The sequence below is a fragment of the Roseovarius amoyensis genome (assembly GCF_003260265.1).
GTDB lineage: Bacteria > Pseudomonadota > Alphaproteobacteria > Rhodobacterales > Rhodobacteraceae > Roseovarius > Roseovarius amoyensis.
This window is the reverse complement of record NZ_QITQ01000001.1, coordinates 321,037-343,962: the sequence shown is the minus strand read 5'-3', so window position 1 is coordinate 343,962 and position 22,926 is coordinate 321,037. Positions and strand designations below refer to the sequence as shown.

The following is a 22,926-nucleotide window of genomic DNA, read 5'->3' as shown; positions in this document are numbered from 1 at the left end:
GAATTAACTCTAATGAGCCTGTCGCGGGATTCCGCCGAAGCGATTGCACTCAGATGCCTGGCCTGGCTGGCCGGTAATGACGAGCTGTTGCCGGTCTTTTTGGGCGCCACCGGGGCGTCCGCGATGGACCTGCGCGAACGCGCGCAAGAGCCTGAATTTCTTGGTTCCGTGCTGGATTTCGTGCTGATGGACGACGCCTGGGTCACAGGGTTTTGCGACGCCGAGGGGCTGGATTTTACCGCCCCGATGGCGGCGCGTGCGGCCCTGCCGGGCGGTGCGCAGATGCACTGGACCTGAGGTCAACATGGTGAACGTTCCGGTCAGAAAGCTTGACGCGCTGCTGTTCGACAAGGATGGCACCCTGTTTGAATTCCACGCCACCTGGAGCGCCTGGGCGCATGAGCTGATCGACTGCCTTGCCGGCGGCGACCCCGCCCGGGGCCTGGCAGTGGCAGAGGCAATGGCATTTGACAGTACCACCGGCCACTTTCATCCCGAGAGCCCGATCATTGCGCAGACCAACCGAGAGGCGGCTGAATGCATCGCCTGCGGGCTGGGTTCCGCAGACGGCCCCCCCGACATCGCCGCGCTCGAGGCGCTGATGACGGAACTGGCGGCGCGCGCGCCGCTGGCGCCGCCGGTGCCGCTGGTGCCGCTCTTGGATGTGCTCAGGGCGCGGGGGCTGATCCTGGGCGTGATGACCAATGACAGCGAAACCGCCGCGCATGCCCAGTTGCAGACTGCCGGAGTGGCGGCGCATTTCGATTTCATCGCCGGTTTCGATTCCGGGTTCGGGGCCAAGCCTGACCCCGACCCGCTGCTGGCCTTTGCCCGCGTCCACCGGCTGAACCCCGCCCGCGTGGCGATGGTGGGCGACAGCGCGCATGACCTGATCGCGGGCCGCGCGGCGGGCATGCAGACGCTCGCGGTGCTGACCGGCGTTGCCGGGCATGATGACCTGGTGTCGCTGGCCGATGCGGTGCTGCCCGATATCGGCGCCCTGCCGGGCTGGCTGGACCGGCCATGAGGCGACACCCGCTGTTCGGGCTGGCGGTGGCCGCCGCGGGGGCGCTGTTCCTGACGCCCGATGCGCTGTTCATGCGGCTGTCGCAGATGTCGGGCTTTCAGATGGTCGCCTGGCGGGGGCTGATCATGGGCACGGTGATGGTGCTGGCCTGGGCTGTGCTCAGCCGCGACCGGCGGGGCGAACTGGCCAGCCTGAAATCGGGTGCCGGGCTGATCATTATCGGCTGCCAGGTGCTGAATTCGGTCCTGTTCTGCCTCGGCATCGCCTCGGCACCGGTTGCGATGGTGCTGATCGGGGTGGCGGCGGTGCCGGTGTTTTCCGCGCTGCTCAGCCGGATCGGGCTGGGAGAGCCGACCAGCGCCGCGACCTGGGCGGCGATGGCGGCGGTGATGGTGGGAATCGCCGTCGCGGTCTCGGACGGGCAGGGCACGGGGGTGACGCTGGACGCCGGCGCGCTGACCGGGGCGTTTCTGGGGCTGATGGTGGCGCTGGTGCTGGCCCTCAGCTTTGTCACCCTGCGCGCGCGTCCGGGGCTGCCGATCCTGCTGGCGATCGGCCTTGGCGCCTGGGGGGCGGGGCTGGTCGGGCTGACGGTGACAGGCCCGGGTGCGCTGATGCAGGGCCAGCCCTGGGCGATGGCGGTGACCGGGGGGATCATCCTGCCGGTGTCGTTCTTTTGTCTGTCGATGGCCTCGCGCCACACACAGACAGCCAATGTCAGCCTGCTGATGCTGCTGGAAACGGTACTGGGGCCGTTCTGGGTCTGGCTTGGCGTGGGCGAACGACCGACCGCCGGCATGGTGCTGGGCGGGATCATCGTGGTGGTCAGCCTTGCCATCTATCTTTTCGTGACCGGCCGCGGCCTGCGCCCCAAGCAGGCGCACGGATGATCCCTTAGCGACAGCAGGCGTCGCAAACCGGCATACCCCGTCCCGCGCAGAGTGCTTGCATGGCATCCAGCGCATGACGGAGATACCGATGGCAGACGAAGCCAAACGCAGACGGCGCAGCGGCGGCCGTGCGGGAAATGCCGCCCGGCGCGGCACCGCGGCGATCGAGCAGATGCCTTGGAACCCGCCGATCAACATCGACCCCCCGGTCGAACCGCTGAGCGCCGAAGGTGTTGCCGCGATCCACGATGGTGCGATGCGCATCCTCGAAGAGATCGGCATCACCTTTCTGAACCCCGAGGCGGTCGAGATACTCAAGGCCACCGGCGGCTGCGACATCGACGGCGAGCGGGTGCGCATGGGCCGCGATTTCATGATGGAGATGATCGCCCACGCGCCCGAAAGCTGGGCTATCACGCCACGCAACCCCGACCGCCAGATCACCATGGGTGGGCGGCACTTGAATTTCGGCAACGTCTCGTCGCCCCCCGGATACTGGGACATGGAATTGGGGCGCAAGGTTACCGGCAACCGCGAGATGTGCCGCACCCTGCTGAAGCTCAGCCAGTATTTCAACTGCATCCATTTCGTCGGCGGCTATCCGGTCGAACCGCAGGACATCCACCCCTCGGTGCGGCACCTGGACGTGCTTTATGACAAGCTGACGCTGACCGACAAGGTCGCCCATGCCTATGCGCTGGGCGCCGAACGGGTCGAGGACGTGATGGAAATGGTGCGCATCAGTGCCGGGTTGACGCACGAGGCGTTCGAGGCCCGCCCGCACATGTTCACCAACATCAACTCGACCTCGCCGCTCAAGCACGACTATCCGATGCTGGACGGCTGGATGCGGCTGGCGCGGCGGGGGCAGGGGCTGGTGGTGACGCCGTTCACGCTGGCCGGTGCCATGGCGCCGGTGACGATGGCCGGCGCGGTGGCCCAAAGCCTGGCCGAGGCGCTGAGCGCGGTGGTGCTGGCGCAGGTGGTCCGCCCCGGCGCGCCCTGTGCCATCGGCACATTCACCTCGAACGTCGATATGAAATCAGGGGCGCCGGCATTCGGCACGCCCGAATACATGCGCGCCACCCAGATGACGGGCCAGCTTGCCCGCCTTTACAAGCTGCCGCTGCGCGCCTCGGGTGTCTGCGCGGCCAACGTGCCCGACGCACAGGCGATGTGGGAAACCTCCAACAGCCTGTGGTCGGCGGTGCAGGCGGGCGCGCACATGGTCTATCACGCCGCCGGCTGGCTGGAGGGTGGGCTGATCGCCAGCCCCGAGAAATTCGTCATGGATTGCGAGGTGCTGCAACAGATCCAGCGCTACATGGACCCGATGATCTGGGCCGCCGGCCCCGACGAGATCGCCACCGAGGCGGTGCGCGAGGTCGGCGACGAGGGGCATTTCTTTGGCATCCAGCACACCCAGGACCGCTATACCACCGCGTTCTACCAGCCGTTCCTGAGTGACTGGCGCAACTACGAGGCGTGGGAGGCCGCAGGCGCCCAGTGGACGGCCGAGCGCGCCCACCATGTCTGGCGCGATATCGTGGCGGGGTTCGAGCCGCCGCCGATGGACGAGGGCATACACGAGGAACTTGCCGCCTTCGTCGAACGCCGCAAGGCCGAGGGTGGCGCACCGACCGATTTCTGAGCCGGTCCCGCCAGCCCCCGCGCCGGGGCGGCGCGCATGCGCCCTTTGCGCGCAATGCCGACAATTGCAATTATTGAGCCTTTCTTAAGCCCGCGCTGCGACATTTGCGCCGGGGGCGTGGAGGCGTATCATGCACGGGCTGGTCAATCAGGCCATCGAAAGGTTTGCGTGCGAAACCTATGACGAGGGATTTTGGAAAGATGTCTGCCGCCGCGCCGGGCTTGGCTCCTGCGCGTTTGATGCGATGCAGGTCTATGACGGTGCCATCACCGAAAGGGTGCTCGACGCGCTTTTCCAGACGCTGGGCAAGGGGCAAGACGAGGTGCTGGAGGATATCGGCACCTTCCTGGTGTCGGCGCGGGCATCGACGGCGGTCAGGCGGCTGTTGCGCTTCAGCGGTACCGATTTCGTTGATTTCCTGTACTCGCTGGATGACCTGCCGGCGCGGGTGCGGCTGGCCGTGCCCGACCTTTTGCTGCCGCAGCTGGAATTGCATGAACACGCGGCGCATCGTTTCAGCCTCGCGGTGGGCGCCACTGACGGCCTGCGCAACCGGTATGGTCATGTGATGCTGGGACTTTTGCGCGCGATGGCCGATGATTACGGCGCGCTGGTCGTGCTGGAACACAAGGGCGCGAAGGGTAACGAAGAGATCATTGCGATAACCCTGCTGGAAACCGCCTTTGCCGAGGGCCGAAATTTCGAGCTGGCGGCAGGTGCGCAATGAGTGCCGGACGCTCTGACCCGGCTGCGTTGGCGCAGATGCTTGACACGCTATGCCCGATGCACGCGCTGATCGACGCCACCGGGCATATCCGGCATGCCGGCCCGGCCTTGTGCAAGCTCAGGCCTGACCGCCAGTTGAACGGCCGGCGGCTGTTGGAGGTGATGGAACTGCGCCGCCCGCGCGCCGAGGGCCACATGGCCGGGCTGCTGGCATTGGCGCGGCAAAAGCTGCATTTTGCCTTGCGCGACCGGCCCCGAACCGAGCTGAAGGGCGTTCTGGTGCCTTTGGGGGATGAATTTGGCCTGCCCGGCGGTGCGGTGCTGAACCTCTCGTTCGGCATTTCCATTGTCGATGCAGTGCGCGAATACGCGCTGACCGGCACCGACTTTGCCGCCACCGACCTGGCGGTCGAACTGCTCTACCTGGTCGAGGCGAAGTCGACCGCCATGGATGAATTGCGCCGGCTGAACCTGCGGCTGGACGGCGCGCGCGCCCAGGCCGAGCAGGCGGCCTATACCGACAAGCTGACCGGGCTGAGGAACCGGCGCGCGCTGGAACCGGTGCTGGACGATGCTGTCCGGTCGGGCCGGTCCTTTGCGCTGCTGCATCTCGATCTCGACTGGTTCAAGGCGGTGAATGACGGCTTTGGCCACGCTGCCGGCGACCGGGTGCTGCAGGCCGTGGCCGAACGGCTGACCGAGGGCACCCGCGAGCGCGACACCCAGATCCGCGTCGGCGGTGACGAGTTTTTGCTGGTGCTGCCCCGCGCCGGAGGGCGCGAAGAAATCTCGCGCCTGGCAAGGCGGCTGATCGATTCGATCGAACGGCCGGTGATGCATGACGGGCGCGAATTGCGGGTGTCGGCCAGTATCGGCGCTTGCCTCAGCACCGACTACGACCCTGTCGACGTCACCCGGATGATGCGGGGCGCCGATACCGCGCTATACGCGGCCAAGGCGGCGGGGCGGGGGCGATGCGTGTTCCACGACCCCAAGCCGGGAGGCAGCGGGTTTGCCGGGCCAGCCTGAGCGGCGCTATTCGCCGGGCCGGGCCAGCGAGAATTTCTCGCGCACGACGGTGTAATCGCGGTACCCCATCCGCGCCAGCGGGTTGAACCGCAGCACGTCAAAGATGCCGTCCTTCAGGCAGTTGTCGCGCAGGTGGATGCCAGTGACCTCGCCAAAGACGGTGAAATTGGCCTCTCCCGGCAACTCGATGATCTGTGTCAGACGGCATTCCAGCGACGCCGGTGCGCCGGCCACGCGCGAACAGGCGATGGTTTCGCATTCGGCCCGCTCGATCCCGGCCAGATCGAACTCGTCGACATCCCTGTTCCACGCGCCCGAGGTCTGGTTCATGGCATCGCGCATGGCGTATTCCACGATGTTGACGCAAAACACGCCGGTGTCGCGAATGTTGGCGACGCTGTCCTTGGTGCCGTCGCGGTCGGGCTTGGCCGAGGTCGAGGCGAACATGACCTGCGGCGGCACATAGGCCACGGCGTTGAAAAAGGAATAGGGCGCCAGGTTTTCCGACCCGTCCGCGGCGCGCGTGGCGATCCAGCCGATGGGGCGGGGGGTGACAATGGCGTTGAACGGATTGTGGGGCAGGCCGTGGCCGTCCTCTGGTCTGTAGAACATCGTGCGCTCCGGCATATTGCGGGTTTGTACCTGTCCTAGCGTCGTGCTAGGCGCATGGCCAGCCGATTTCTGACAGGATTTCCGCGTGTTCGAGCTGACACCCGAGACGGGCGATGACTGGTGGGAGGCCGAGGCCCTTTTCGACCTGTGCTTTGCGCCCGGGCGCGAGGCACTCTCGTCCTATCGCCTGCGCGAAGGGGTGGCGCCAGTGGCCGAACTGTGCCTCGTCGCCCGCGAAGAGGGGGTGATCGCCGGCGCGATACGTCACTGGCCGGTGCGTGTGGGCGGGCACTGCTGCCTGCTGCTGGGCCCCGTCGCCGTACATCCCACCCACCAGGGCGAGGGGCTGGGCGGCTTTCTGATCCTGCAGGCTCTGGAACGTGCGCGTGAACTGGGCTGGCAGCGGGTCATGCTGGTTGGCGACGCCCCCTATTACGGCCGCTTCGGATTTCATCGTCTGACGGGGGTCGAGATGCCGCCGCCCACCAACCCGGCGCGGGTGCTGGGCGCGGCGCTGACCCCGGGCGCATGGGATGCGGTGACGGGCGCGGTGACGCGCTGCACTTGACTTGGCCCCCACCGGTGCCGATCTCTTGTCAGCAAGGAGAGGCACCTATGATGGAACTGCTGGACGCTCCGATTTCGCCCAAGGAGGTGCAGGCCCGGCTTGATACGCTGGCCGCGCGCCACCGGCGGGCTGGTAATGCCGGGATCGAACTGCTCAACCTCATCGGGGGACAGGCCGAAGGGCTGCTCGACCGGTTGCCGCCAGCGCTGCGGGCGGGGCTGGCCACGCGCACCGATGCCGCGCTGCGCGCCGCGATGGCGGCGGCGCAGGGTTCGCGCGGGGTAGTGGGGCAGAGGCCCGGCTGGATGACCCGTGCGCTGAGCACCACCATGGGCGGGTTTGGCGGCGTGGGCGGGCTGCCCACGGCACTGATCGAGTTGCCGCTCACGGTGACCGTCTTGTTACGGGCGATCCAGGATGCGGCGGTGGATGCCGGGTTCGACCCGGCCGAACCGGCGGTACAGTACGACTGCATCCAGGTATTTTCCGTCGCCGGGCCGCTCGATCACGATGATGGTGCTGATACGGGCTTTCTCGGCACAAGGCTGACCGTCACCGGGCCGGCGCTGAATGCGCTGATCTCGCGCGTGGCGCCGCGGCTGGCGGCGGTACTGGGCCAGAAACTGGCGGCGCAGACGGTGCCGGTGCTGGGCGCCGCGGCCGGGGCGGCGACCAACTATGTCTATACCGGCTATTACCAGCAGATGGCGCAGGTGCATTTCGGGCTGCGGCGGCTGGCGATCGAGGCCGACATGCCCCATGACGAGGTGCTGGGTGCCTTCCGCCAGCGCATCGCCGGCCCGCCCGCCGCCGCGTCAGGCCGATAGCCAGTTTGTCAGGCTGGCCTCGTCCGGCAACCCGCCGGCATGAACCAGCTTGCCGTCGACCGAGATCCCCGGCGTCGACATGACCCCCGCCATGGCGATGGACCGCGCATCGGTGACCTTTTCCACGTCCAGCTCGATGCCCAGCTTTTCGCCTGCCTCGCGGACCATGGCCTCGGTCGCCTCGCAGCGCTTGCAGCCGGGGCCGTAGATCTTGACGGTTTTCATGGAATGTCCTTTCACGATGTTGGTTTGACCGGGCAGGTCACAGAAGGAAGTTGAACAGGAATCCGGTGGCGAGGATGCCGGCCGAGACCACCGCGATGAAGATCGCGATCAGCCGCAGGGTCAGCACCTGCTTGAGAATGATCATCTCAGGCAGGGACAACGCGATCACCGACATCATGAAGGCCAGCGTTGTGCCCAGCGCGGCCCCCTTGCCCAGCAGCGCCTCGACAATGGGGATGACGCCGGCGGCATTGGTGTACATCGGCACCCCGACGACCACTGCGGCGGGGACAGACCACCATGCCTCGCCCCCCATGATCCTGAGCATCAGCGCCTCTGGCACATAGCCGTGGATGCCCGCGCCGATGGCGATGCCGATCAGAACCCAGATCCAGACCTTGCCGACGATCTCGCGCACCTGTTCGAGGCCGATCTTCAGCCGGCCGACCATGGTCAGCCTGTCCTCGGGCAGATCGCCCGTCGGACCCGCGTTCAGCTCGCGCACCCAGTCCTGCAGGTGCCGTTCCAGCCCCATCCGGCCCATGATGATGCCCGCGACGGTGGCGATGGAAAAGCCGAAGACGAGATAGATCGAGGCGATCTTCCACCCGACAAGGGCGTAAAGCAGGCCAAGGCCCACGGGCCCCACCATCGGCCCCGCGATCAGAAAGGAAAAGGTCACCCCCAGCGGGATGCCCGCCGACACGAACCCGATAAAGAGCGGCACCGAAGAACACGAACAAAATGGCGTCAGCACGCCCAGGATGGCGGCCAGCGGGTATCCCCATATCTCGTTGCGACCGGCCAGGATGGCGCGGGTCTTTTCCGGGCTGAACCAGCTGCGCAGAACGCCAGTTACAAAGACGATGCCGGTCAGCAGCATCAGCACCTTGGGCACGTCATAGGCAAAGAAGGCGATCGCCTCTCCGAGGTGGCTGTCGCGCGCCACGGGGAACAGGGCGGTGACCCACTCGGAAAAGGGGATCAGTTGCCGGTAGACCAGCCACCAGAGGACTGCCGCGGCAATGACCCCCACATACCAGAACCAATCAGGCGCATGGGGGCGTTGGCGGGGTGTTGTGACGTCCGTGGTCATGTCGTTTCCAGTTCGGTGTGGTGTTCGGCGGCCAGCACGGCGGTGACGACCGCCGCGAATTCCGGTGCGAGATCGGGGTTGCGGCGATAGCGCACCCATTGCGCATCACGCCGGTCGAGCACGAGACCGGCCTCGCGCAGCACCTTCATGTGGCGCGACATGCGGCTCTGGCTGGCGCCGAGCCGGTCCATCAACTCGCAAACGCAATGCTCGCCCCCGTCCCAGAGGATGGCGAGCGCGGCACGGCGGGTGGAATCGCAAAGGGCAGTGAGGATCTTTTGCATGAGACATGCATATATAAATATATGCGCATATGCGCATTGATCCATATCAAGGGTCGCGCAGCGGAAGGTGGAAAGTTTCGGTCTCGGGGTGCAGCGGCACACCCGACGCCCGGCGCCAGCGCCCACGATCAGAGCTTGCCGCGCAGATACTCCATCACCGTGGGGCGCACCGATTGCGCGCCGTCCTCGCGCGCCTGGTGGATGACGGCGCGCAATTCGCCCAGGTCGGTCCGGTGCAGGATCGACTTCACCGGCCCGATCGAGGCCGGCCGTATCGACAGCATGCGAAACCCGATCGCGGCAAAACAGGCCGCTTCGACCGGGCGTCCGGCATCTTCGCCGCAAAACGACAGCGGCGTTCCCAGCCGTGCGCACCGTTCGGCAATGCCTTCGAGAAAGGTCAGGAAACTGACGTTGAGCGTGTCGTAGCGGCGGCGCACCAGCTCGTTGTCGCGGTCGGCGGCAAAGAAGAACTGTTTCAGGTCGTTGCCCCCGATCGAAAGGAAATCGACCTCGCGGTAGAAACTGTCGGGCGCAAAGGCCAGCGACGGCGTTTCCAGCATTGCGCCCACCTCCAGCTTTTCGGGCAGGGGGTGGCCGAGAATGCGTTCGCGTTCCAGCGCCTTGTCCATCTCGGCCCGCGCGGCGGCGAATTCCTCGCGCTGGGCGACAAAGGGGAACATCACCGACAGGGGGCGCCCGGCGGCGGCGCGCACAAGCGCCTGCAACTGCATCCGCATCACCCCGGGCTTGTCCAGCCCCACCCGAATCGCGCGCCAGCCCAGCGCCGGGTTGGGCTCGTCCACCGTAGTCATGTAGGGCAGCACCTTGTCCGACCCGATGTCGAGGGTGCGAAACACCACACGGCGGCCTTTGGCGGCCTCCATCACGCGGGTGTAAAGCTGGCTCAGCTCCGCGCGCTTGGGCATGTGGTTGCGGATCAGGAACTGCAATTCGGTTCTGAACAGCCCCACGCCCTCGGCGCCCGAGTTTTCGAGGCTGGGCAGATCGGCCATCAGACCGGCGTTCATGTGCAGCGCGATGCGCGTGCCGCACAGCGTTTCGGCCGGCTTGTCCCGGATCGAGGAATAGCGTTCCTGCGCCTTGGCGCGCATCGCCATCTTGTCGCGAAAGGCGCTGACGACGCTTTCGTCGGGGCGCAGATGCACCACACCGCGATCGCCGTCGACCAGGATCTGGTCTCCGTTCAGCGCCTCGGTGGTGATCCGCTTGGCATGGATGACCAGGGGGATCGCCAGCGCGCGGGCGACGATGGTGGCATGACTGCCGACCGAGCCTTCCTCCAGCACGACACCCCGCAGCCGCCTGCCGTAATCCAGCAGCTCGGCCGGGCCGATATTGCGCGCCACCAGCACCGGGTCGGCGGGCATTTCGGCGCCTGTTTCGGTTCCCTGACCGGTCAGAAGGCGCAGCAGGCGATTGGACAGGTCGTCCAGGTCGTGCAGCCGGTCACGCAGATAGACGTCGGTAACCTGGCTCATCCGGGCGCGGGCGGCCGATTGTTCCTTTTCCACCGCCGCCTCTGCCGACAGGCCGCGCGAGATGTCCTCTTCCATCCGGCGCATCCAGCCCTTGGAATTGGCGAACATGCGGTAGGCCTCAAGCACCTGCATATGGTCGCTATCGCCGGTTCCGGCGCTCGACAGCATCCGGTCGACGCCCACGCGCAACTGCTCCACTGCCTCGATCAGGCGCTCGCGTTCGCGGTGGGGGTTCTCGGCGATGAGGTTGGTGATCACCACCCGCGGCTCGTGCAGCCAGACATGGCCCTGCGCGGCGCCCTCCTGCGCGGCGGCGCCCTGAAACAGCGCCGCCTGGCTGTGCCGCGCCAACATCGCCGCGCCTTCGCCCACGAAGGCGCCCAACTCGGCCATCTCGGCGATGACCATCGCCACCACCTCGACCGCGTGCACCTCGGCCTCGGAAAAAACGCGCGCCTGCCGCGACTGCACCACCATCACGCCCAGCGTTTCGCCCAGCCGCTGGATCGGCAGCCCGAGAAAGGACGAATACGCCTCTTCGCCGGTTTCGGGCATATAGCGAAAGCCGCGGGTGCCGGGGGCGTCGTCGGTGTTGATGGCCTGCCCGCGTTTGGCCACCCGGCCGACCAGCCCCTCGCCCAGACGCATGCGGGTGTGGTGAACCGACTCGGGGTTCAGGCCCTCGGTGGCGCACAGTTCCAACGTGTCGGTGTCGCGGAACAGGTAGATCGAACAGACCTCGGTGTGCATCTCTTCGGCGATCAGTTGGGTGATACGATCCAGCCGGTCCTGCCCGGCGCCATCCTCGGCCATGACTGCGCGCAGCCGGCCAAGCATCTGCCGGGTGTCGGTCTTGTTGTTCGGCGTCGCTGTCATGCGCTGTTCTTGCCCGTCCGAGCGGCGGCCCCTTACCCGTCGGGTGCGGGCAGGTGTATCAGGCGGCCTTGTCTAATCCGAAGGCATCATGCAGGGCCTGAACCGCGAGTTCCATATATTTCCGGTCGATCAGAACGGAAATCTTTATCTCTGAGGTTGCAATGACCTTGATGTTGACGCCCTCGTCGCTGAGCGTGCGGAACATCTTGGCGGCCACGCCGGACTGACTGCGCATGCCGATGCCCACCGCCGAAACCTTGGCTACGCCAGTATCGGCGATCAGTTCGCGGAAATTGATATCGCCCTTTGTTTTGGCGTCTTCCAGCGCCTTTTCGGCCCGCGGAACCTGGGTGATGGGGCAGGAAAAGGTCATGTCTGTGCGCCCTTCCTCGGCGATGTTTTGGATGATCATGTCCACGTTCACCCCGGCCTCGGACAGCGGGCCGAAGATGGCCGCGGCGATGCCGGGGCGGTCAGCGACCGAGACCAGTGTCATCTTGGCCTCATCGCGCGAAAAGGCGATTCCGTTGACGACGTTTGATTCCATGATTTCCTCCTCGCTGCAGACCAGCGTGCCGGCACTGTCCGACTGTTCCTCGAAGCTCGACAGAACCCTGAGCGTGACATTATAACGCATCGCCAGCTCGACCGAACGGGTTTGCAGCACCTTGGCGCCGAGGCTGGCCAGTTCCAGCATTTCCTCGAACGCGATTCGGTCCAGCTTGCGCGCCTTTTCGCACACGCGCGGATCGGTGGTATAGACGCCGTCCACGTCGGTGTAGATGTCGCAGCGTTCGGCGTCGAACGCTGCGGCAAAGGCCACTGCGGTGGTATCCGACCCGCCGCGCCCCAGCGTGGTGATACGGCCCTCGGGGCTGACGCCCTGAAAACCGGCGACCACGGCCACGCGCATCCCCTCGGCGAACTTGGCGTTGATGTTGTCGGTTGGAATTTCCTCGATCCGGGCGGCCGAATGGGCCGAGGTGGTGCGCACCGGCACCTGCCAGCCCTGCCAGCTGCGCGCGGGCACGTCCATTTCCTGCAAGGTCAGCGCCATCAGCCCGGCGGTGACGTTTTCGCCCGAGCTGACGACAGAGTCGTATTCGCGGGCATCGTACATCGGCGAGATCTCGTCGACCCAGCCCACCAGTTCGTTGGTGCGCCCGGCCATGGCCGAGACGATGACGATCACGTCATAGCCCTTGGCCACTTCGACGCCCACACGCTTGGCCGCGCGGCGGATGCGGTCGATATTGGCGACAGAGGTGCCGCCGAATTTCATCACGAGAATGGGCATGGCGCGGGTGTTCCGTTGGCTTTCGGCGCGGTTTATGCGGGAAGCGGGACAAGGGCAAGTGGCCTGCGCCGGATTGGCGCGGCCCTGCGCACCTTGCAGCCTATCGCCAGACCCACGCGTAAGAGGCGAACACCCCCTGCAGGCGGGCCAGCGCCCGGTTGCCGGGGCCAGGGCGGGGCAGGGCGCCCGTGGCCAGACGTTCGGCCACCACCTCTGGCGGGCAGGGTAGGCCGGTCACCGGATCGCGGTAGCGCGGATAGTCGATCAGTACCGCGTGGACGAGCCCCGCCAGCGTCGGCCGCGCCACCCGCCGCGCCGGCACCCGGCCCATGTCCTGCGTCAGCCCCCAGCCGGCATAGAAAGGCGCGCCGGTGGTCGTGACCGGAATGCCACGCAAGAGCGCCTCGAACCCCATCAGCGACGTCATCGTCCACACCGCGTTCACCTGTTCCAGCAGAGCGGCCGGGTCGGTGCCGGTCAGCACCAGGTCGGCCAGCCTTTCCAGATCGGCGGCGGGCACCTGGCCGGGGCGCAGACCGGCCTCGACATCTGGGTGCGGCTTGTAAAGGATCACCGCGTCGGGGTTCTCAGTGCGCACCCGTTCCAGCAGCGCAAGGTTGGTGTTGATGTCCCCCGCGCCCAGCCGGATCGAGGCGTCATCCTCGACCTGGCCTGGCACCAGGATGCGGTGCCCGGCGGGCAGGTCGGGGGGCGGGTTGCCAAGGTTGTATTTGCTCAGCCCAGCTTGCCGGATCGCGCGGATCAGCGCCTCGGCTCGCGCCTGTTGGTCGGGGCGCAGCTGCGTGCGCGCGGCGATCCAGCGTTCCAGTCGGCTTTCATGTCCGGGGTCGTAGTAGATGCCGAGATCGTCACAGACCAGCGACAGCGGTGGCACCAGTTCCGCCCCCAATCCGCGCGAACGCAGGAAGCCGTCCTCGACCCGAACCGCGCCCTGCGGGGCCTCGTCGGCGCGCCCGGCCCAAACCATCGTGCGCGTCCCGTCGCGTTCACGCGCAGGCTGTCCGGCGCGGGCAAAGCGCAGCCGGGCATGACGCCCGAAAAACCCCTGCAGCGGCGCGCGTTTCCACATCCGCATGCCCCAGGCTGTCCAGCCCAGGTGATCCTCGCGCCAGGCGCGGGTCTCGGTCTCCAGCGCCGAAATCGCATCCTCGATCGGGCACAGCCGGTCGCGGAAGGGGTCGTACCATTTTGGGTAGAGGATCATCGCCGCCGCGAATAGCTGCGCCTTGGACAGCCGCCGCCCGCGGCGCGGCATCGGGTCCGGGTGGCGGTCGTCAGTCAGGCCCCAGCCGGCATAGAACGGCCGGCCAAAGACCTGCGGCCGGTGTCCGGCAAAGATCGCCTCGAACCCCAGTTGCGAGCTGACGGTATAGACAGCGATGGCGCCATCCAGCAGCGTCCAGGGGCTGACCGGATCGGAAAACAGGCGCACCCGGTCGCTTTCGTCGGCGGCCGAGAAATGACCCGCCCGGTGCCCCTGCGCGGTTTCGGGGTGGGTCTTGATCAGTACCGGCGCGCCGGGGTTTTCCATCTGCGCATGCACCAGCATGTCGCGGAACGTGGCCGCGTCGGCGCCACTGCAGGTGACGCTTGCATCGCCGCGGGTCTGATCGACCAACAGCACATAGCCCGGCGCGGGGCAGGGGTGGCCGGGGTCAAAGGCGGTGTATTTGCTCAGATGCGCCTCTTGCAGGCGCGCGATGGCGCCGCGGGCGCGGTCCAACAGCACGGTGTCATCCAGGGGGCGCGTCGCCAGCAGGGTTTCCAGATCGGACGGGGCGGCGGGGTCGAAATGCACCCCTCGGCTGTCGATCAGCAGGCCCAGCGGCGGCGCGCCGTTGGCGCGGCCCGGAAAGAGCGAACGCAGGAAAGCGTCTTCAACCCGTATCAGCCCGGCGCCGGTGCGGGCGGCAACCGCCTCGCCCCGGCGGGCATAGGGCGAACGCCCCCAGACCGCCACGAGGTCGTTCGCCGAAGGCCAGCCAAGGCGCAGCCCATACCCCGCCAGCGCCATGATGCGCCGCACCCGGCGGGCGCGCAGGAAACCGGCGTTGAAAAAGAAAACCCGCCGGTCGCGCGGGCGGCCGGCGGGGTTTTCGTCGTGGGGTGGGACCATTACGATCCGCTCAGCGTGTCCGCCGCCGTCGCGAGCGAGCCGACCGTTCCGAGCGTACCGGTCAGGGCCGATATCACCTTGGACCACTGGGCGAACGGCGCCTCGGTGACATAAAGCGTATCGTCGTCGCGCACCGCGAAATCGCGGGCCACGAACATGCCGTTCGGCTGGGTCAGGTCCAGCACGTAGACCATGCGCTGCGCGCCGACCAGGTCGTCGCGGCCCAGCACCTGGTTTGCGATTTCGGCCGGTTCGTTGCGCAGGATGAAGACACCCGTCGGATCGGCGCTGGCGGTCTGCAGCCCGCCGACCTGGGCGATGGCCTCGACTGCGCTGATCGTGGGGCTGGCAAAGGGCAGGCGGGCCTGCGCGCCGGTGGCCCCCAGCGCGGTAAAGGCGCGTGTGTCCTCTTCGACCAGGATCCGGTCGCCGCCGCGCAGAGCGATGTCGAATTCGGGATATTTGTACAGGTCCTGGAACCACACCTTGGACCGCTGATCGCCGCGTATCACGGTGATCTGGGCGATCTCGGGGTCGATCGTCACGCCCCCGGCAGAGGCCAGCATGCCCGACAGGGTCCGCGACGGACGTTCGATCGGATAGACGCCTTGCGCGCCCACCGAGCCCACCAGCGAGACGGTAGAGCCATCGCCGGCCAGGCGGCGCACCTCGACCTGCGGGTCGGGTGTCTGTTCTTCCAGCTTGCCGGTGATGATGCGGCGGATGGCCTCGGGTGTGTTGCCGGCGGCGCGGATGCGCCCGGCATAGGGCACAAAGATGAACCCGGCCCCGTCGACCTGCACCTCTTCCAGGATGGTCTGGTTGGTCGCCTCCCCTGCCAGCAGGCCGTCATCGACATTTTCCCAGATCGTCAGGCCCAGCGTATCGCCCGGGCGGATGATGTCCGACTGCAGAATGCCGGCATTCTTGAAGTCCTCGGTGAACCCCAGCGCCGGCTGTACCGCGGTGGCCCGCGTCACCCGGTCGTTGGCAGCAACGACAAAGGCGTCGCCCTGCTGCTGGACCGACCCTGCATAAATCTCGCGCTTGTTGGGCCCGACCCGCGGAAGCGTGCCACAGGAGGCCACAAGTGCGGCAATCAGAAAAAGGGCGACAACGCGCGCCCTGCCAAAGGTTCGGGGTTTCACTGCTCGGTCTCCTCGACCTGATTATTGTTCTGCCTCGGCGTTTTTCATGCAAGCTAACGGAATCCGTACCAAAAATCCAGCGTCCGACGTTTGTTTGGTCACGTCACGATGCGCAACTGTTGCCGCGGTGCCGCGGTGCCGCTTTCCAGCGCGTCGTAAGGGTCATCGGGATTCAGCATCATATCGACCGCCTGCCGCAGCAATTGCCGCCGTCCCGAGGAGGAATAGAACCCCCCCGCAACCTGGCTGGTTTCCAGCAGATAACGGCGGAAATCGGCATAGGCGCGCCGGTCCGGGCGTTCCGGCTGGGCAAAGAAGGCGCGCAGTGACTTGCCCGAGACAAATTCCGGTTTGGCATAGACTGCCGCGCCGAAGGTCTTTAGCGGGATGCCCCGCCACAACACCTGCTGACCGGCGGTGGAGTTGATGGTAACGGCGCTGACCGTTTCATCCAGCAGCTGCGCCAGCTTGCCGCCGCGCACGAAATGCACCCTGTCGGAGATGCCGTGTTCCTGCGCCAGGCGCCGCAACTCGCGCCGGATCGGTGCGCGGCCGTCCTCCAGCGGGTGGGCCTTGACCACCAGGTGGTGATGCCGTGGCGCCCCCTGGGCAAAGCCCTCGATCACCGCCTGCAAAAACTCGGTCATGGTGGAAAACGGCGAATGCGCCTGGAACGACGCGTCATGTTCCAGTTGCAACAGCGCCAGGTGATAGGGAAATCCGCCGTGGCGCACCCGCAGCGTTGCGATGCGCCGCTCTATCGCCTGCACTGGCATCAGCAGCAAGCGCTTGAGGTATAGGTAAAATTCCTGCCTGACGCTGAGCGCGCGATGGGGGCGAAACGTGCGGTAGCCGAAATTCAGCAGCATCACGCAGCCATGGTAGAGCGCGCCGTAAAAGATGTGCTGGCGGGTGTCGCCCCAGCTGGCGGGCGGCAGGGCCGTGTCGGTGTCGGCGTGGCTGAGCGCCTTGCGCATGTTTTCAACGCTCATCTGCATCAGCTTCGAGTTGCCGTTCGATCCGCCGCGCTCATACGTCACCCAGTAGGGGCGCATGTAGCCTTCTTCAAAGACATGGATCGTCAGGCCGCGGGCGCGGGCGATGGTAATGGCCTCGGCATGGATGGGACGCGTGTCGCCGTAAAGCACCAGATCCGTCACGCCCTTTTCCTCGATCAGCGCGGCACAGCGGTCGGGCCAGTCCTGATGCGGGTCGCGAAAGGGGATATAGGTTTTGCCATCGGGCCAGAATGCGCGGTCACCGGCGTTGAAGCCCACCCGCCAGGCCTGTGCCCCGGTGCGGCGGATCAGCCGCCCCAGGCGATAGAAAAAGGGCCCGTGAGGCCCTTGCAGAAACAGAAATACCCGCCCGTCGCCCGTAACCATTTACAGAATGCACCTGTTGTGTACCTTGCCCAGCTTCATACCCCGAAAGTTGGACGAAATTAAGACCCGTAACGCCCCTGGTCTTGCCCGCAGGCCCCGCAACGAGTAGTGCCAAGGCGGGGCCGGATACGGCCGCAAGGCGCACGACAAGGCAGGAGAAGGCGGATGTTCACCGGAATAGTCACCGACATCGGACAGATGCGCAAGGTCGAGCGGCGCGGCGACATGCGTGCGCGGATCGGCACGCGGTATGACATGAAAACCGTCGACATCGGCGCCTCGATCGCCTGTAACGGTGTCTGTTTGACCGTGGTGGAAAAGGGGGATGACTGGTTCGCGGTCGATGCCTCGGCCGAAACCCTGTCAAAGACGAACCTTGGCCGCTGGGCCGAGGGCGCGCGCATCAACCTTGAACGCGCGCTCAGGGTCGGGGATGAGCTGGGCGGTCATATCGTTTCGGGTCATGTCGATGGCGTGGCCGAGGTGATCGGGATGCAGGACGAGGGCGACAGCACCCGCGTCACCCTGCGCGCGCCCGCCGACCTGGCCCGCTTTATCGCGCCCAAGGGGTCGGTCGCGCTGAACGGCACCTCACTGACCGTGAATGAGGTTTCCGACAGCACCTTTGGTATCAACCTCATTCCGCACAGCAAGGAGGTCACCAACTGGGGATCGGTGGTGGTGGGCGACCTGGTGAACCTCGAGATCGACACGCTGGCGCGGTACGTCGCGCGGCTGAACGAGATGGCGGCGATCGGCTGACAGGCGCGCGCGCGCCCCGCGTTCAGCCCGCCCAGATATCCCCGACGGTATAGCCTTGCGGAAATGGGTCCGTGGGGTCCAGAAGCCAGCTCAACAGCCCGTATTTCCACCCCTGTCCCGAGATCGACGGCACGATGGCGTCGTGCGATCCGACCCGTGTCAGCTCTTCGATCCGTCTGGTAAAGGTGGTGCCGAGCGGACCGGCATGCACATAATCCTCGCCCGGCTGCAACTGCCCTCGGGCGTGCATCACCGCCATGCGCGCGCTGATCCCGGTGCCGCAGGGCGAGCGATCCAGCGCGCCAGGCACGGCGTCGGGGCGGGCCGGGTCATAGCCTCCGGATGACACCGTGACCGCGCCGCGATCGTCCGTTCCCGCGGCCGTGGGCGCGCCCCACAGATGGGTGATGGTTTCCCCCGGTGTTGCGGACAGGTTTATGCCTTTGGGGGGGCCGATGGAACCAGTCCATGCAATGCCTGCCGTTGTGCTGGCCCCACCTGGCCCGCGTATGCGCCGGGCGTGTGCCTGCTCGCCCGATGGTGGGGACAGCTCAGACTGTCATCGCCGCCGCCACCGCACGTTGCCAGCGCGCGTGCCGGTGCTGCCGCCAGCCCGCATCACGGCCGGGTTGGAACCGGCGTTCCAGTTGCCACTGTTCCGCAAATCCGGCCTCGTCCGGCCAGATGCCGGCCTGCCGTCCGGCCAGCCACGCCGCCCCCAGCGCCGTGGTTTCCAACCCCGCCGGACGGTCGACGGGGGCGCCGGTGATGTCGGCCAAAAACTGCATCGCCATGTCCGAGGCGCTCATCCCGCCATCCACGCGCAGCACCGCGCCACGCCCGCCGTCGGGCCAGTCGGCGGCCATCGCATCCAGCAGGTCGCGGGTCTGGAACCCCACGCTTTCCAGCGCCGCGCGCGCCAGTTCGGCGGGGCCCGAATTGCGTGCCAGCCCGAAAATCGCGCCGCGACAATCCGGCTGCCAGTGGGGCGCGCCCAGCCCGGTGAAGGCGGGCACCATGATCACCTGCTGGTCGGGGTCGGCGGTCTCGGCCAGCGGCTGAACCTGCTTGGCCTCGGTGATGATCCCCAGCTCGTCGCGCAGCCATTGCACCACCGCCCCGGCGACAAAGATCGACCCTTCCAGCGCATAGATCATGCGCCCGTCGAGCCGTGATGCGACAGTGGTCAGCAGCCGGTTTTCCGACCGCACGGGTGTCGCGCCCGTGTTGAGCAGGGCGAAACATCCGGTGCCGTATGTGGCCTTGACCATGCCGGGGGAAAAACAGGCCTGCCCCATCGCCGCCGCCTGCTGGTCGCCCGCCACGCCCCGAATGGGGATTGCACAGCCAAACAGCGCCGGATCGGTGGTGCCGAACTCGGCCGCGCAGTCGCGCACATCGGGAAGCATCGCCATCGGCACGCCGAACATGGCGCACATATCCGCGCTCCAGCAGCCCTTGCGGATATCGTAAAGCGCGGTGCGAGAGGCATTGGTGGCGTCAGTGGCGTGCACGCGCCCGCCGGTCAGTTGCCAGATCAGGTAACAATCAATGGTGCCGAACAGCAGCTCGCCCGCCTCTGCCCGCGCCCGCGCCCCGGGCACGTTATCAAGCATCCAGGCGATCTTGGTGGCGGAAAAATACGGGTCCAGCAACAGCCCCGTGGCCGCTGTCATCGCGGCCTCGCAACCGGCCTCGCGCAGGGCGTCGCAGGCCGGGGCGGTGCGCCGGTCCTGCCACACAATGGCGCGGTGGATGGGGCGGCCGGTGGCGCGCTCCCACACCACGGTGGTTTCGCGCTGGTTGGTGATGCCGATGCCGGCGATACGGTCCGCGCCAACCCCGGCCTGATCAAGTGCTGCACGGGCGGTGGCGCGCGTGGTTTCCCAGATCTCGGCCGGGTCGTGTTCGACATGGCCGGGGGCGGGGAAATGCTGGGTGATCTCCTGCTGGCCGAGGCCGCACACACGCATGTCGGGGGCAAAGACCAACGCCCGGCTGGACGTGGTGCCCTGGTCGATGGCCAGGATATGGCTCATGTCTCCTCCCCCTTTGGTGTTCGCGCGTCAGGTGTTCATGCGCATCCAGCGTTCCAGCGCTGCGATTTCTTCGGCGCCCATCCGCAGGCCCAGCTTGCTGCGTCGCCAGACCACGTCGCGGGCGGTGCGGGCGAATTCCCGGTCCATCAGCCAGCGCACCTCGCGCTCAAACAGCCCAGCGCCGAAATGGTGGCCCAGGTCGGCGATGCTGCGCGCCCCGGCAAGGATCTCGCGCGCATCGCTGCCATAGGCGCGCACCAAACGCCGCGCCGTGCGTGCATCGAGAAAGGCGAAATCCGTGCTCAATCCGTCGATCAGCGCCCCGACCCCGTCGACCGCGAAATCGCCCCCCGGCAGCGGGGCACCGGCGGTCCAGGGTGTGGCCCGTTTCCCGATATGCGGCGAGAGCTGTTCCAGCGCGCTTTCGGCCAGCCTGCGATAGGTGGTGATCTTGCCGCCGAACACATTGAGCAGCGGCGCGCCGCCGTCCTGCCCGCCGGTTTCAAGCCGCAGCACATAGTCCCGCGTTGCCGCCGTGGCCGAAACCGCGCCTTCGTCATAAAGCGGGCGCACGCCGGAATAGCGCCAGACGATGTCTTTCAAGCCTACCGGTTGGCGGAAATAGTCCGAGACGAAGGCACACAGGTATTCGGCCTCGGCGCCGGTGCAGACCGGCGGCGTGGCGGGGTCGGGGTGGTCAGCGTCAGTGGTGCCGATCAGCGTGAAATCGTCCTCATAGGGGATGGCAAAGACGATACGGCCGTCGCGGCCTTGCAGGAAATAGCACTTGTCGTGATCGAAAAGCCGGCGGGTCACGATATGGCTGCCGCGCACCAGCCGCAGCCGCGCCTTTCTTGCATGGTCCCCGGCCAGCCCCGCCACCTCGCCCGCCCAGGGGCCGGCGGCGTTGACCAGCGCCCTTGCACTGCGCCGATGGATGGTGCCGGTTTCGCTATCCTCCAGCGTGACCTGCCATACCCCGCCTTCGCGCCGGGCGTCGGTGACGCGGTGGCGGGTCAGCACCTCGGCCCCGCGCTGGGCGGCGTCGCGCGCATTCAGCGCCACCAACCGCGAATCGTCGACCCAGCAATCGGAATACTCGAACGCACGGGCAAACCGATCCTGCAGCGGCGCGCCCTCGGGGGTGCCGGCCAGTGCCAGCGACTGTGTGCCGGGCAGGATGTTGCGCCCACCCATGTGATCATAGAGCCACAGCCCCGCCCGGATCATCCAGGCCGGGCGACGCCCGCGCAGCCAGGGCATCGTCAGCCTCAGCAGACGCGCGGCCGGAGTTTCGGTGTCGAAACGCATCTCGGGGCATAGCGGCAGCACGAATCGCATCGGCCGGCTGATATGGGGCATCGCCCGCAGCAGACGTTCGCGTTCGGCAAGTGCCTCTCGCACCAGGCGGAATTCGAAATATTCCAGGTACCGCAGCCCGCCGTGGAAAAGCTTGGTCGAGGCCGAAGAGGTCGCCCCGCCCAGGTCGCCCTTTTCGGCCAGGCAGACCGACAGCCCGCGCCCGGCGGCGTCGCGCGCAATGCCGCAGCCGTTGATGCCGCCGCCGATGATGAACAGATCGGTCGTACGGTCCTGTCCCATGCCACTTGCGCCCATGCCTTGCGACCGTCCCGTTTGTCGCCCTGAATCGGATCGAAGGATAGGCGCACGACCGGGCAAAGGAAATGGTCGCTGCGCGCACGCCGATCCGGTCTTGCGCGGTCGGCGAAACCCGTGCAAGACTTCTGTCCAGAGGTGCCGCCGCCCCGTTCGGGACGGTGGAGAATTGGGAAGCCGGTGCAACTCCGGCGCTGCCCCCGCAACGGTAAGACCGGGGGCAGGGGCAATATGCCACTGGGCCGCAAACCGGCCCGGGAAGGCGCCCCTGCCAACCCCGCAAGCCCGGAAACCAGCCTCTGAATGACGTCAAGCCGCGGAGGGTGGTGCGGGCGCGAGGCATGCCCCGCCGCCTGTCCGACCCCTGCCCCAACCCGGCCCGGGGTGCGGCCGGAGAGTAGAGAGAGACGATGGCGGCCGCCTTGCGGATACTTCAGGGGCTGGAACGCAGCCCCGCAACCGGCGACGAGGCCGAGGGCATGGCCCGGTTGGGTTTTCTGGAATGGATGTTTGCGCTGGAAGGTGACTCTGCGGTGCCGGAACACGCACGCGTCGCGCTGCATAGCGATGCAGCCAGGGCGGCTGAAAGCGCCGCCGCCCGTGCCTTTGTGGGGTTCTTGCGGCAGGCCACATGGCCATTGCCGCCCGCACCTGTTCGTCAGAGGCGACGCCGGGCGCTGAACTGAGTCTGCGCAGGCCTGCTAAATTATTGATCTGGGAAAAGAAAACGGCGGCGCCTGGGAGGAGGTAGGCGCCGCCGTTCCTATACGCTCGGCCCCAGGGAGGAGGAAGGGACCTTACGAATTCTTCAGGACCTGTGGGTCTTGAAGCAGTGGCAGAAGCACCAGGGAGGAGGAGAGATGCCGCTGCCGGATCTGGGCGTCCCCGAGGGAGGAGGAGACGGGAGCGCCCAAATATCTGTTACACGTCGTACACGGCCTTGCGCGCTTCGGCAGTGATGCCCGAGCGGTGAATGCAGAGTTCCGCCAGCGTGCGGTCGTCGAGCTTGGAAAGCTCGCGCACGGTTTTGCGGTAGGTCTTGTAGTCATGCAGACGCTGCATGAGGTGATGCACGGCTGCGCTGAATTCCAGTGCGAGACCGGAAGAGGCGGTGCGGGATTCTGTGTTGAAGACCATGGCTTTGGCTCCGTTCGTGCTGTGCAGTCCAGTTATTGGACCGCGTCTGCATTTGTTGAGACAAACATAAGTAAATGCTGCGGGTGCACAA

At 66.7% G+C, this 22,926-nt stretch carries 23 protein-coding genes and 1 riboswitch; of the genes, 10 read left to right on the top strand and 13 right to left on the bottom strand.

Annotated elements, in window-relative coordinates; translation table 11 throughout:
* The first annotated feature begins 12 nt into the window (after positions 1 to 12).
* The 6 genes from DL899_RS01680 to DL899_RS01655 all read left to right on the top strand — a co-directional run bounded on the left by DL899_RS01680 (position 13) and on the right by DL899_RS01655 (position 5,323).
* Positions 13 to 297 carry a DUF3572 domain-containing protein gene (locus tag DL899_RS01680; protein WP_111732020.1) on the top strand — a complete coding sequence of 95 codons (285 nt, stop codon included), beginning with the start codon at positions 13 to 15 and terminating at the stop codon, positions 295 to 297.
* A gap of 7 nt (positions 298 to 304) precedes the next feature.
* A complete protein-coding gene (locus DL899_RS01675) occupies positions 305 to 1,027 on the top strand; it encodes an HAD family hydrolase (RefSeq protein WP_111732019.1) in 723 nt (240 codons plus the stop codon).
* Positions 1,024 to 1,917 carry a DMT family transporter gene (locus tag DL899_RS01670; RefSeq protein ID WP_111732018.1) on the top strand — a complete coding sequence of 298 codons (894 nt, stop codon included), beginning with the start codon at positions 1,024 to 1,026 and terminating at the stop codon, positions 1,915 to 1,917. Before DL899_RS01675 ends, DL899_RS01670 begins: the two co-directional genes overlap by 4 nt.
* Before the next feature lie 88 nt (positions 1,918 to 2,005).
* Entirely contained in the window at positions 2,006 to 3,568 is a 1,563-nt protein-coding gene (locus DL899_RS01665) for a trimethylamine methyltransferase family protein (RefSeq protein WP_111732017.1), read from the top strand.
* 130 nt (positions 3,569 to 3,698) lie between these two features.
* A complete protein-coding gene (locus tag DL899_RS01660) occupies positions 3,699 to 4,295 on the top strand; it encodes a heme NO-binding domain-containing protein (RefSeq protein WP_111732016.1) in 597 nt (198 codons plus the stop codon).
* Between the two features lie 35 nt (positions 4,296 to 4,330).
* Positions 4,331 to 5,323 carry a diguanylate cyclase domain-containing protein gene (locus DL899_RS01655; protein WP_239494564.1) on the top strand — a complete coding sequence of 331 codons (993 nt, stop codon included), beginning with the start codon at positions 4,331 to 4,333 and terminating at the stop codon, positions 5,321 to 5,323.
* Between the two features lie 6 nt (positions 5,324 to 5,329).
* Here DL899_RS01655 and DL899_RS01650 read toward each other — a convergent pair whose 3' ends face one another.
* Positions 5,330 to 5,935, bottom strand: a complete 606-nt coding sequence (locus DL899_RS01650) for a flavin reductase family protein (protein WP_111732015.1) — start codon at positions 5,933 to 5,935, stop codon at positions 5,330 to 5,332.
* 85 nt (positions 5,936 to 6,020) lie between these two features.
* On the opposite strand from DL899_RS01650, the gene DL899_RS01645 reads away from it, so the two are divergent.
* Both DL899_RS01645 and DL899_RS01640 read left to right on the top strand, forming a co-directional pair.
* The gene (locus DL899_RS01645) at positions 6,021 to 6,503 is read left to right on the top strand and encodes a GNAT family N-acetyltransferase (protein WP_111732014.1); all 483 of its coding nucleotides are present in this window, start codon (positions 6,021 to 6,023) and stop codon (positions 6,501 to 6,503) included.
* A 50-nt stretch (positions 6,504 to 6,553) separates the two neighbouring features.
* Complete coding sequence (locus DL899_RS01640) at positions 6,554 to 7,330, top strand: EcsC family protein (protein WP_111732083.1); 777 nt, start codon at positions 6,554 to 6,556, stop codon at positions 7,328 to 7,330.
* On the opposite strand, the gene DL899_RS01635 is transcribed toward DL899_RS01640, so the two are convergent.
* From DL899_RS01635 to DL899_RS01600, 8 genes are all read right to left on the bottom strand, one after another.
* The gene (locus DL899_RS01635) at positions 7,319 to 7,555 is read right to left on the bottom strand and encodes a thioredoxin family protein (RefSeq protein ID WP_111732013.1); all 237 of its coding nucleotides are present in this window, start codon (positions 7,553 to 7,555) and stop codon (positions 7,319 to 7,321) included. The two genes, DL899_RS01640 and DL899_RS01635, sit on opposite strands and share 12 nt — an antisense overlap.
* Before the next feature lie 37 nt (positions 7,556 to 7,592).
* Positions 7,593 to 8,651, bottom strand: a complete 1,059-nt coding sequence (locus DL899_RS01630) for a permease (protein ID WP_111732012.1) — start codon at positions 8,649 to 8,651, stop codon at positions 7,593 to 7,595.
* Positions 8,648 to 8,935 (bottom strand): ArsR/SmtB family transcription factor, encoded by a 288-nt coding sequence (locus DL899_RS01625; RefSeq protein WP_111732011.1) that lies wholly within the window; start codon positions 8,933 to 8,935, stop codon positions 8,648 to 8,650. Before DL899_RS01625 ends, DL899_RS01630 begins: the two co-directional genes overlap by 4 nt.
* A gap of 128 nt (positions 8,936 to 9,063) precedes the next feature.
* Complete coding sequence (ptsP, locus tag DL899_RS01620; protein ID WP_111732010.1) at positions 9,064 to 11,313, bottom strand: phosphoenolpyruvate--protein phosphotransferase; 2,250 nt, start codon at positions 11,311 to 11,313, stop codon at positions 9,064 to 9,066.
* 58 nt (positions 11,314 to 11,371) lie between these two features.
* On the bottom strand, positions 11,372 to 12,610 hold the full coding sequence (locus DL899_RS01615; RefSeq protein ID WP_111732009.1) for an aspartate kinase: 1,239 nt from the start codon (positions 12,608 to 12,610) through the stop codon (positions 11,372 to 11,374).
* Between the two features lie 100 nt (positions 12,611 to 12,710).
* Positions 12,711 to 14,747, bottom strand: a complete 2,037-nt coding sequence (locus DL899_RS01610) for a capsular polysaccharide biosynthesis protein (RefSeq protein ID WP_111732008.1) — start codon at positions 14,745 to 14,747, stop codon at positions 12,711 to 12,713.
* Positions 14,747 to 15,895, bottom strand: coding sequence for a polysaccharide biosynthesis/export family protein (locus DL899_RS01605; RefSeq protein ID WP_239494563.1), 1,149 nt, complete (start codon positions 15,893 to 15,895; stop codon positions 14,747 to 14,749). The genes DL899_RS01610 and DL899_RS01605 overlap by 1 nt, the downstream gene beginning before the upstream one ends.
* A 98-nt stretch (positions 15,896 to 15,993) precedes the next feature.
* Positions 15,994 to 17,280, bottom strand: a complete 1,287-nt coding sequence (locus tag DL899_RS01600; RefSeq protein ID WP_111732007.1) for a capsule biosynthesis protein — start codon at positions 17,278 to 17,280, stop codon at positions 15,994 to 15,996.
* 165 nt (positions 17,281 to 17,445) lie between these two features.
* Here DL899_RS01600 and DL899_RS01595 point away from each other — a divergent pair, with 165 nt between their 5' ends.
* Complete coding sequence (locus DL899_RS01595; protein ID WP_111732006.1) at positions 17,446 to 18,042, top strand: riboflavin synthase; 597 nt, start codon at positions 17,446 to 17,448, stop codon at positions 18,040 to 18,042.
* 22 nt (positions 18,043 to 18,064) lie between these two features.
* On the opposite strand, the gene DL899_RS19800 is transcribed toward DL899_RS01595, so the two are convergent.
* The 3 genes from DL899_RS19800 to glpD form a co-directional block, all read right to left on the bottom strand.
* Complete coding sequence (locus DL899_RS19800) at positions 18,065 to 18,391, bottom strand: proline racemase family protein (RefSeq protein WP_239494562.1); 327 nt, start codon at positions 18,389 to 18,391, stop codon at positions 18,065 to 18,067.
* Positions 18,392 to 18,593: 202 nt separating this feature from the next.
* Positions 18,594 to 20,081 carry a glycerol kinase GlpK gene (gene glpK, locus DL899_RS01585; protein ID WP_111732004.1) on the bottom strand — a complete coding sequence of 496 codons (1,488 nt, stop codon included), beginning with the start codon at positions 20,079 to 20,081 and terminating at the stop codon, positions 18,594 to 18,596.
* A 27-nt stretch (positions 20,082 to 20,108) separates the two neighbouring features.
* On the bottom strand, positions 20,109 to 21,683 hold the full coding sequence (glpD, locus tag DL899_RS01580) for a glycerol-3-phosphate dehydrogenase (RefSeq protein WP_111732081.1): 1,575 nt from the start codon (positions 21,681 to 21,683) through the stop codon (positions 20,109 to 20,111).
* Between the two features lie 134 nt (positions 21,684 to 21,817).
* A riboswitch (cobalamin riboswitch) is annotated at positions 21,818 to 22,013 on the top strand.
* Between the two features lie 95 nt (positions 22,014 to 22,108).
* Here glpD and DL899_RS01575 point away from each other — a divergent pair.
* Positions 22,109 to 22,384: a hypothetical protein gene (locus DL899_RS01575; protein ID WP_111732003.1), complete on the top strand. Its 276-nt coding sequence runs from the start codon at positions 22,109 to 22,111 to the stop codon at positions 22,382 to 22,384.
* A 235-nt stretch (positions 22,385 to 22,619) separates the two neighbouring features.
* Here the strand turns inward: DL899_RS01575 and DL899_RS01570 are convergent, their stop codons facing one another.
* The gene (locus DL899_RS01570; protein ID WP_111732002.1) at positions 22,620 to 22,835 is read right to left on the bottom strand and encodes a DUF1127 domain-containing protein; all 216 of its coding nucleotides are present in this window, start codon (positions 22,833 to 22,835) and stop codon (positions 22,620 to 22,622) included.
* Positions 22,836 to 22,926 lie beyond the last annotated feature (91 nt).

Excerpts from the sequence above, each read along its gene's own strand:
- DL899_RS01680 (WP_111732020.1), top strand. The coding sequence starts at position 13 with ATGAGCCTGTCGCGGGATTCCGCCGAAGCGATTGCACTCAGATGCCTG.
- DL899_RS01635 (WP_111732013.1), bottom strand. The coding sequence starts at position 7,555 with ATGAAAACCGTCAAGATCTACGGCCCCGGCTGCAAGCGCTGCGAGGCG.
- glpK (WP_111732004.1), bottom strand. The coding sequence starts at position 20,081 with ATGAGCCATATCCTGGCCATCGACCAGGGCACCACGTCCAGCCGGGCG.
- DL899_RS01625 (WP_111732011.1), bottom strand. The coding sequence starts at position 8,935 with ATGCAAAAGATCCTCACTGCCCTTTGCGATTCCACCCGCCGTGCCGCG.
- DL899_RS01665 (WP_111732017.1), top strand. The coding sequence starts at position 2,006 with ATGGCAGACGAAGCCAAACGCAGACGGCGCAGCGGCGGCCGTGCGGGA.
- ptsP (WP_111732010.1), bottom strand. The coding sequence starts at position 11,313 with ATGACAGCGACGCCGAACAACAAGACCGACACCCGGCAGATGCTTGGC.
- DL899_RS01615 (WP_111732009.1), bottom strand. The coding sequence starts at position 12,610 with ATGCCCATTCTCGTGATGAAATTCGGCGGCACCTCTGTCGCCAATATC.
- DL899_RS01670 (WP_111732018.1), top strand. The coding sequence starts at position 1,024 with ATGAGGCGACACCCGCTGTTCGGGCTGGCGGTGGCCGCCGCGGGGGCG.
- DL899_RS01610 (WP_111732008.1), bottom strand. The coding sequence starts at position 14,747 with ATGGTCCCACCCCACGACGAAAACCCCGCCGGCCGCCCGCGCGACCGG.
- DL899_RS01660 (WP_111732016.1), top strand. The coding sequence starts at position 3,699 with ATGCACGGGCTGGTCAATCAGGCCATCGAAAGGTTTGCGTGCGAAACC.
- DL899_RS01570 (WP_111732002.1), bottom strand. The coding sequence starts at position 22,835 with ATGGTCTTCAACACAGAATCCCGCACCGCCTCTTCCGGTCTCGCACTG.
- DL899_RS01630 (WP_111732012.1), bottom strand. The coding sequence starts at position 8,651 with ATGACCACGGACGTCACAACACCCCGCCAACGCCCCCATGCGCCTGAT.
- DL899_RS01655 (WP_239494564.1), top strand. The coding sequence starts at position 4,331 with ATGCTTGACACGCTATGCCCGATGCACGCGCTGATCGACGCCACCGGG.
- DL899_RS01595 (WP_111732006.1), top strand. The coding sequence starts at position 17,446 with ATGTTCACCGGAATAGTCACCGACATCGGACAGATGCGCAAGGTCGAG.
- DL899_RS01675 (WP_111732019.1), top strand. The coding sequence starts at position 305 with ATGGTGAACGTTCCGGTCAGAAAGCTTGACGCGCTGCTGTTCGACAAG.
- DL899_RS01600 (WP_111732007.1), bottom strand. The coding sequence starts at position 17,280 with ATGGTTACGGGCGACGGGCGGGTATTTCTGTTTCTGCAAGGGCCTCAC.
- DL899_RS01650 (WP_111732015.1), bottom strand. The coding sequence starts at position 5,935 with ATGTTCTACAGACCAGAGGACGGCCACGGCCTGCCCCACAATCCGTTC.
- glpD (WP_111732081.1), bottom strand. The coding sequence starts at position 21,683 with ATGGGACAGGACCGTACGACCGATCTGTTCATCATCGGCGGCGGCATC.
- DL899_RS01575 (WP_111732003.1), top strand. The coding sequence starts at position 22,109 with ATGGCGGCCGCCTTGCGGATACTTCAGGGGCTGGAACGCAGCCCCGCA.
- DL899_RS01640 (WP_111732083.1), top strand. The coding sequence starts at position 6,554 with ATGGAACTGCTGGACGCTCCGATTTCGCCCAAGGAGGTGCAGGCCCGG.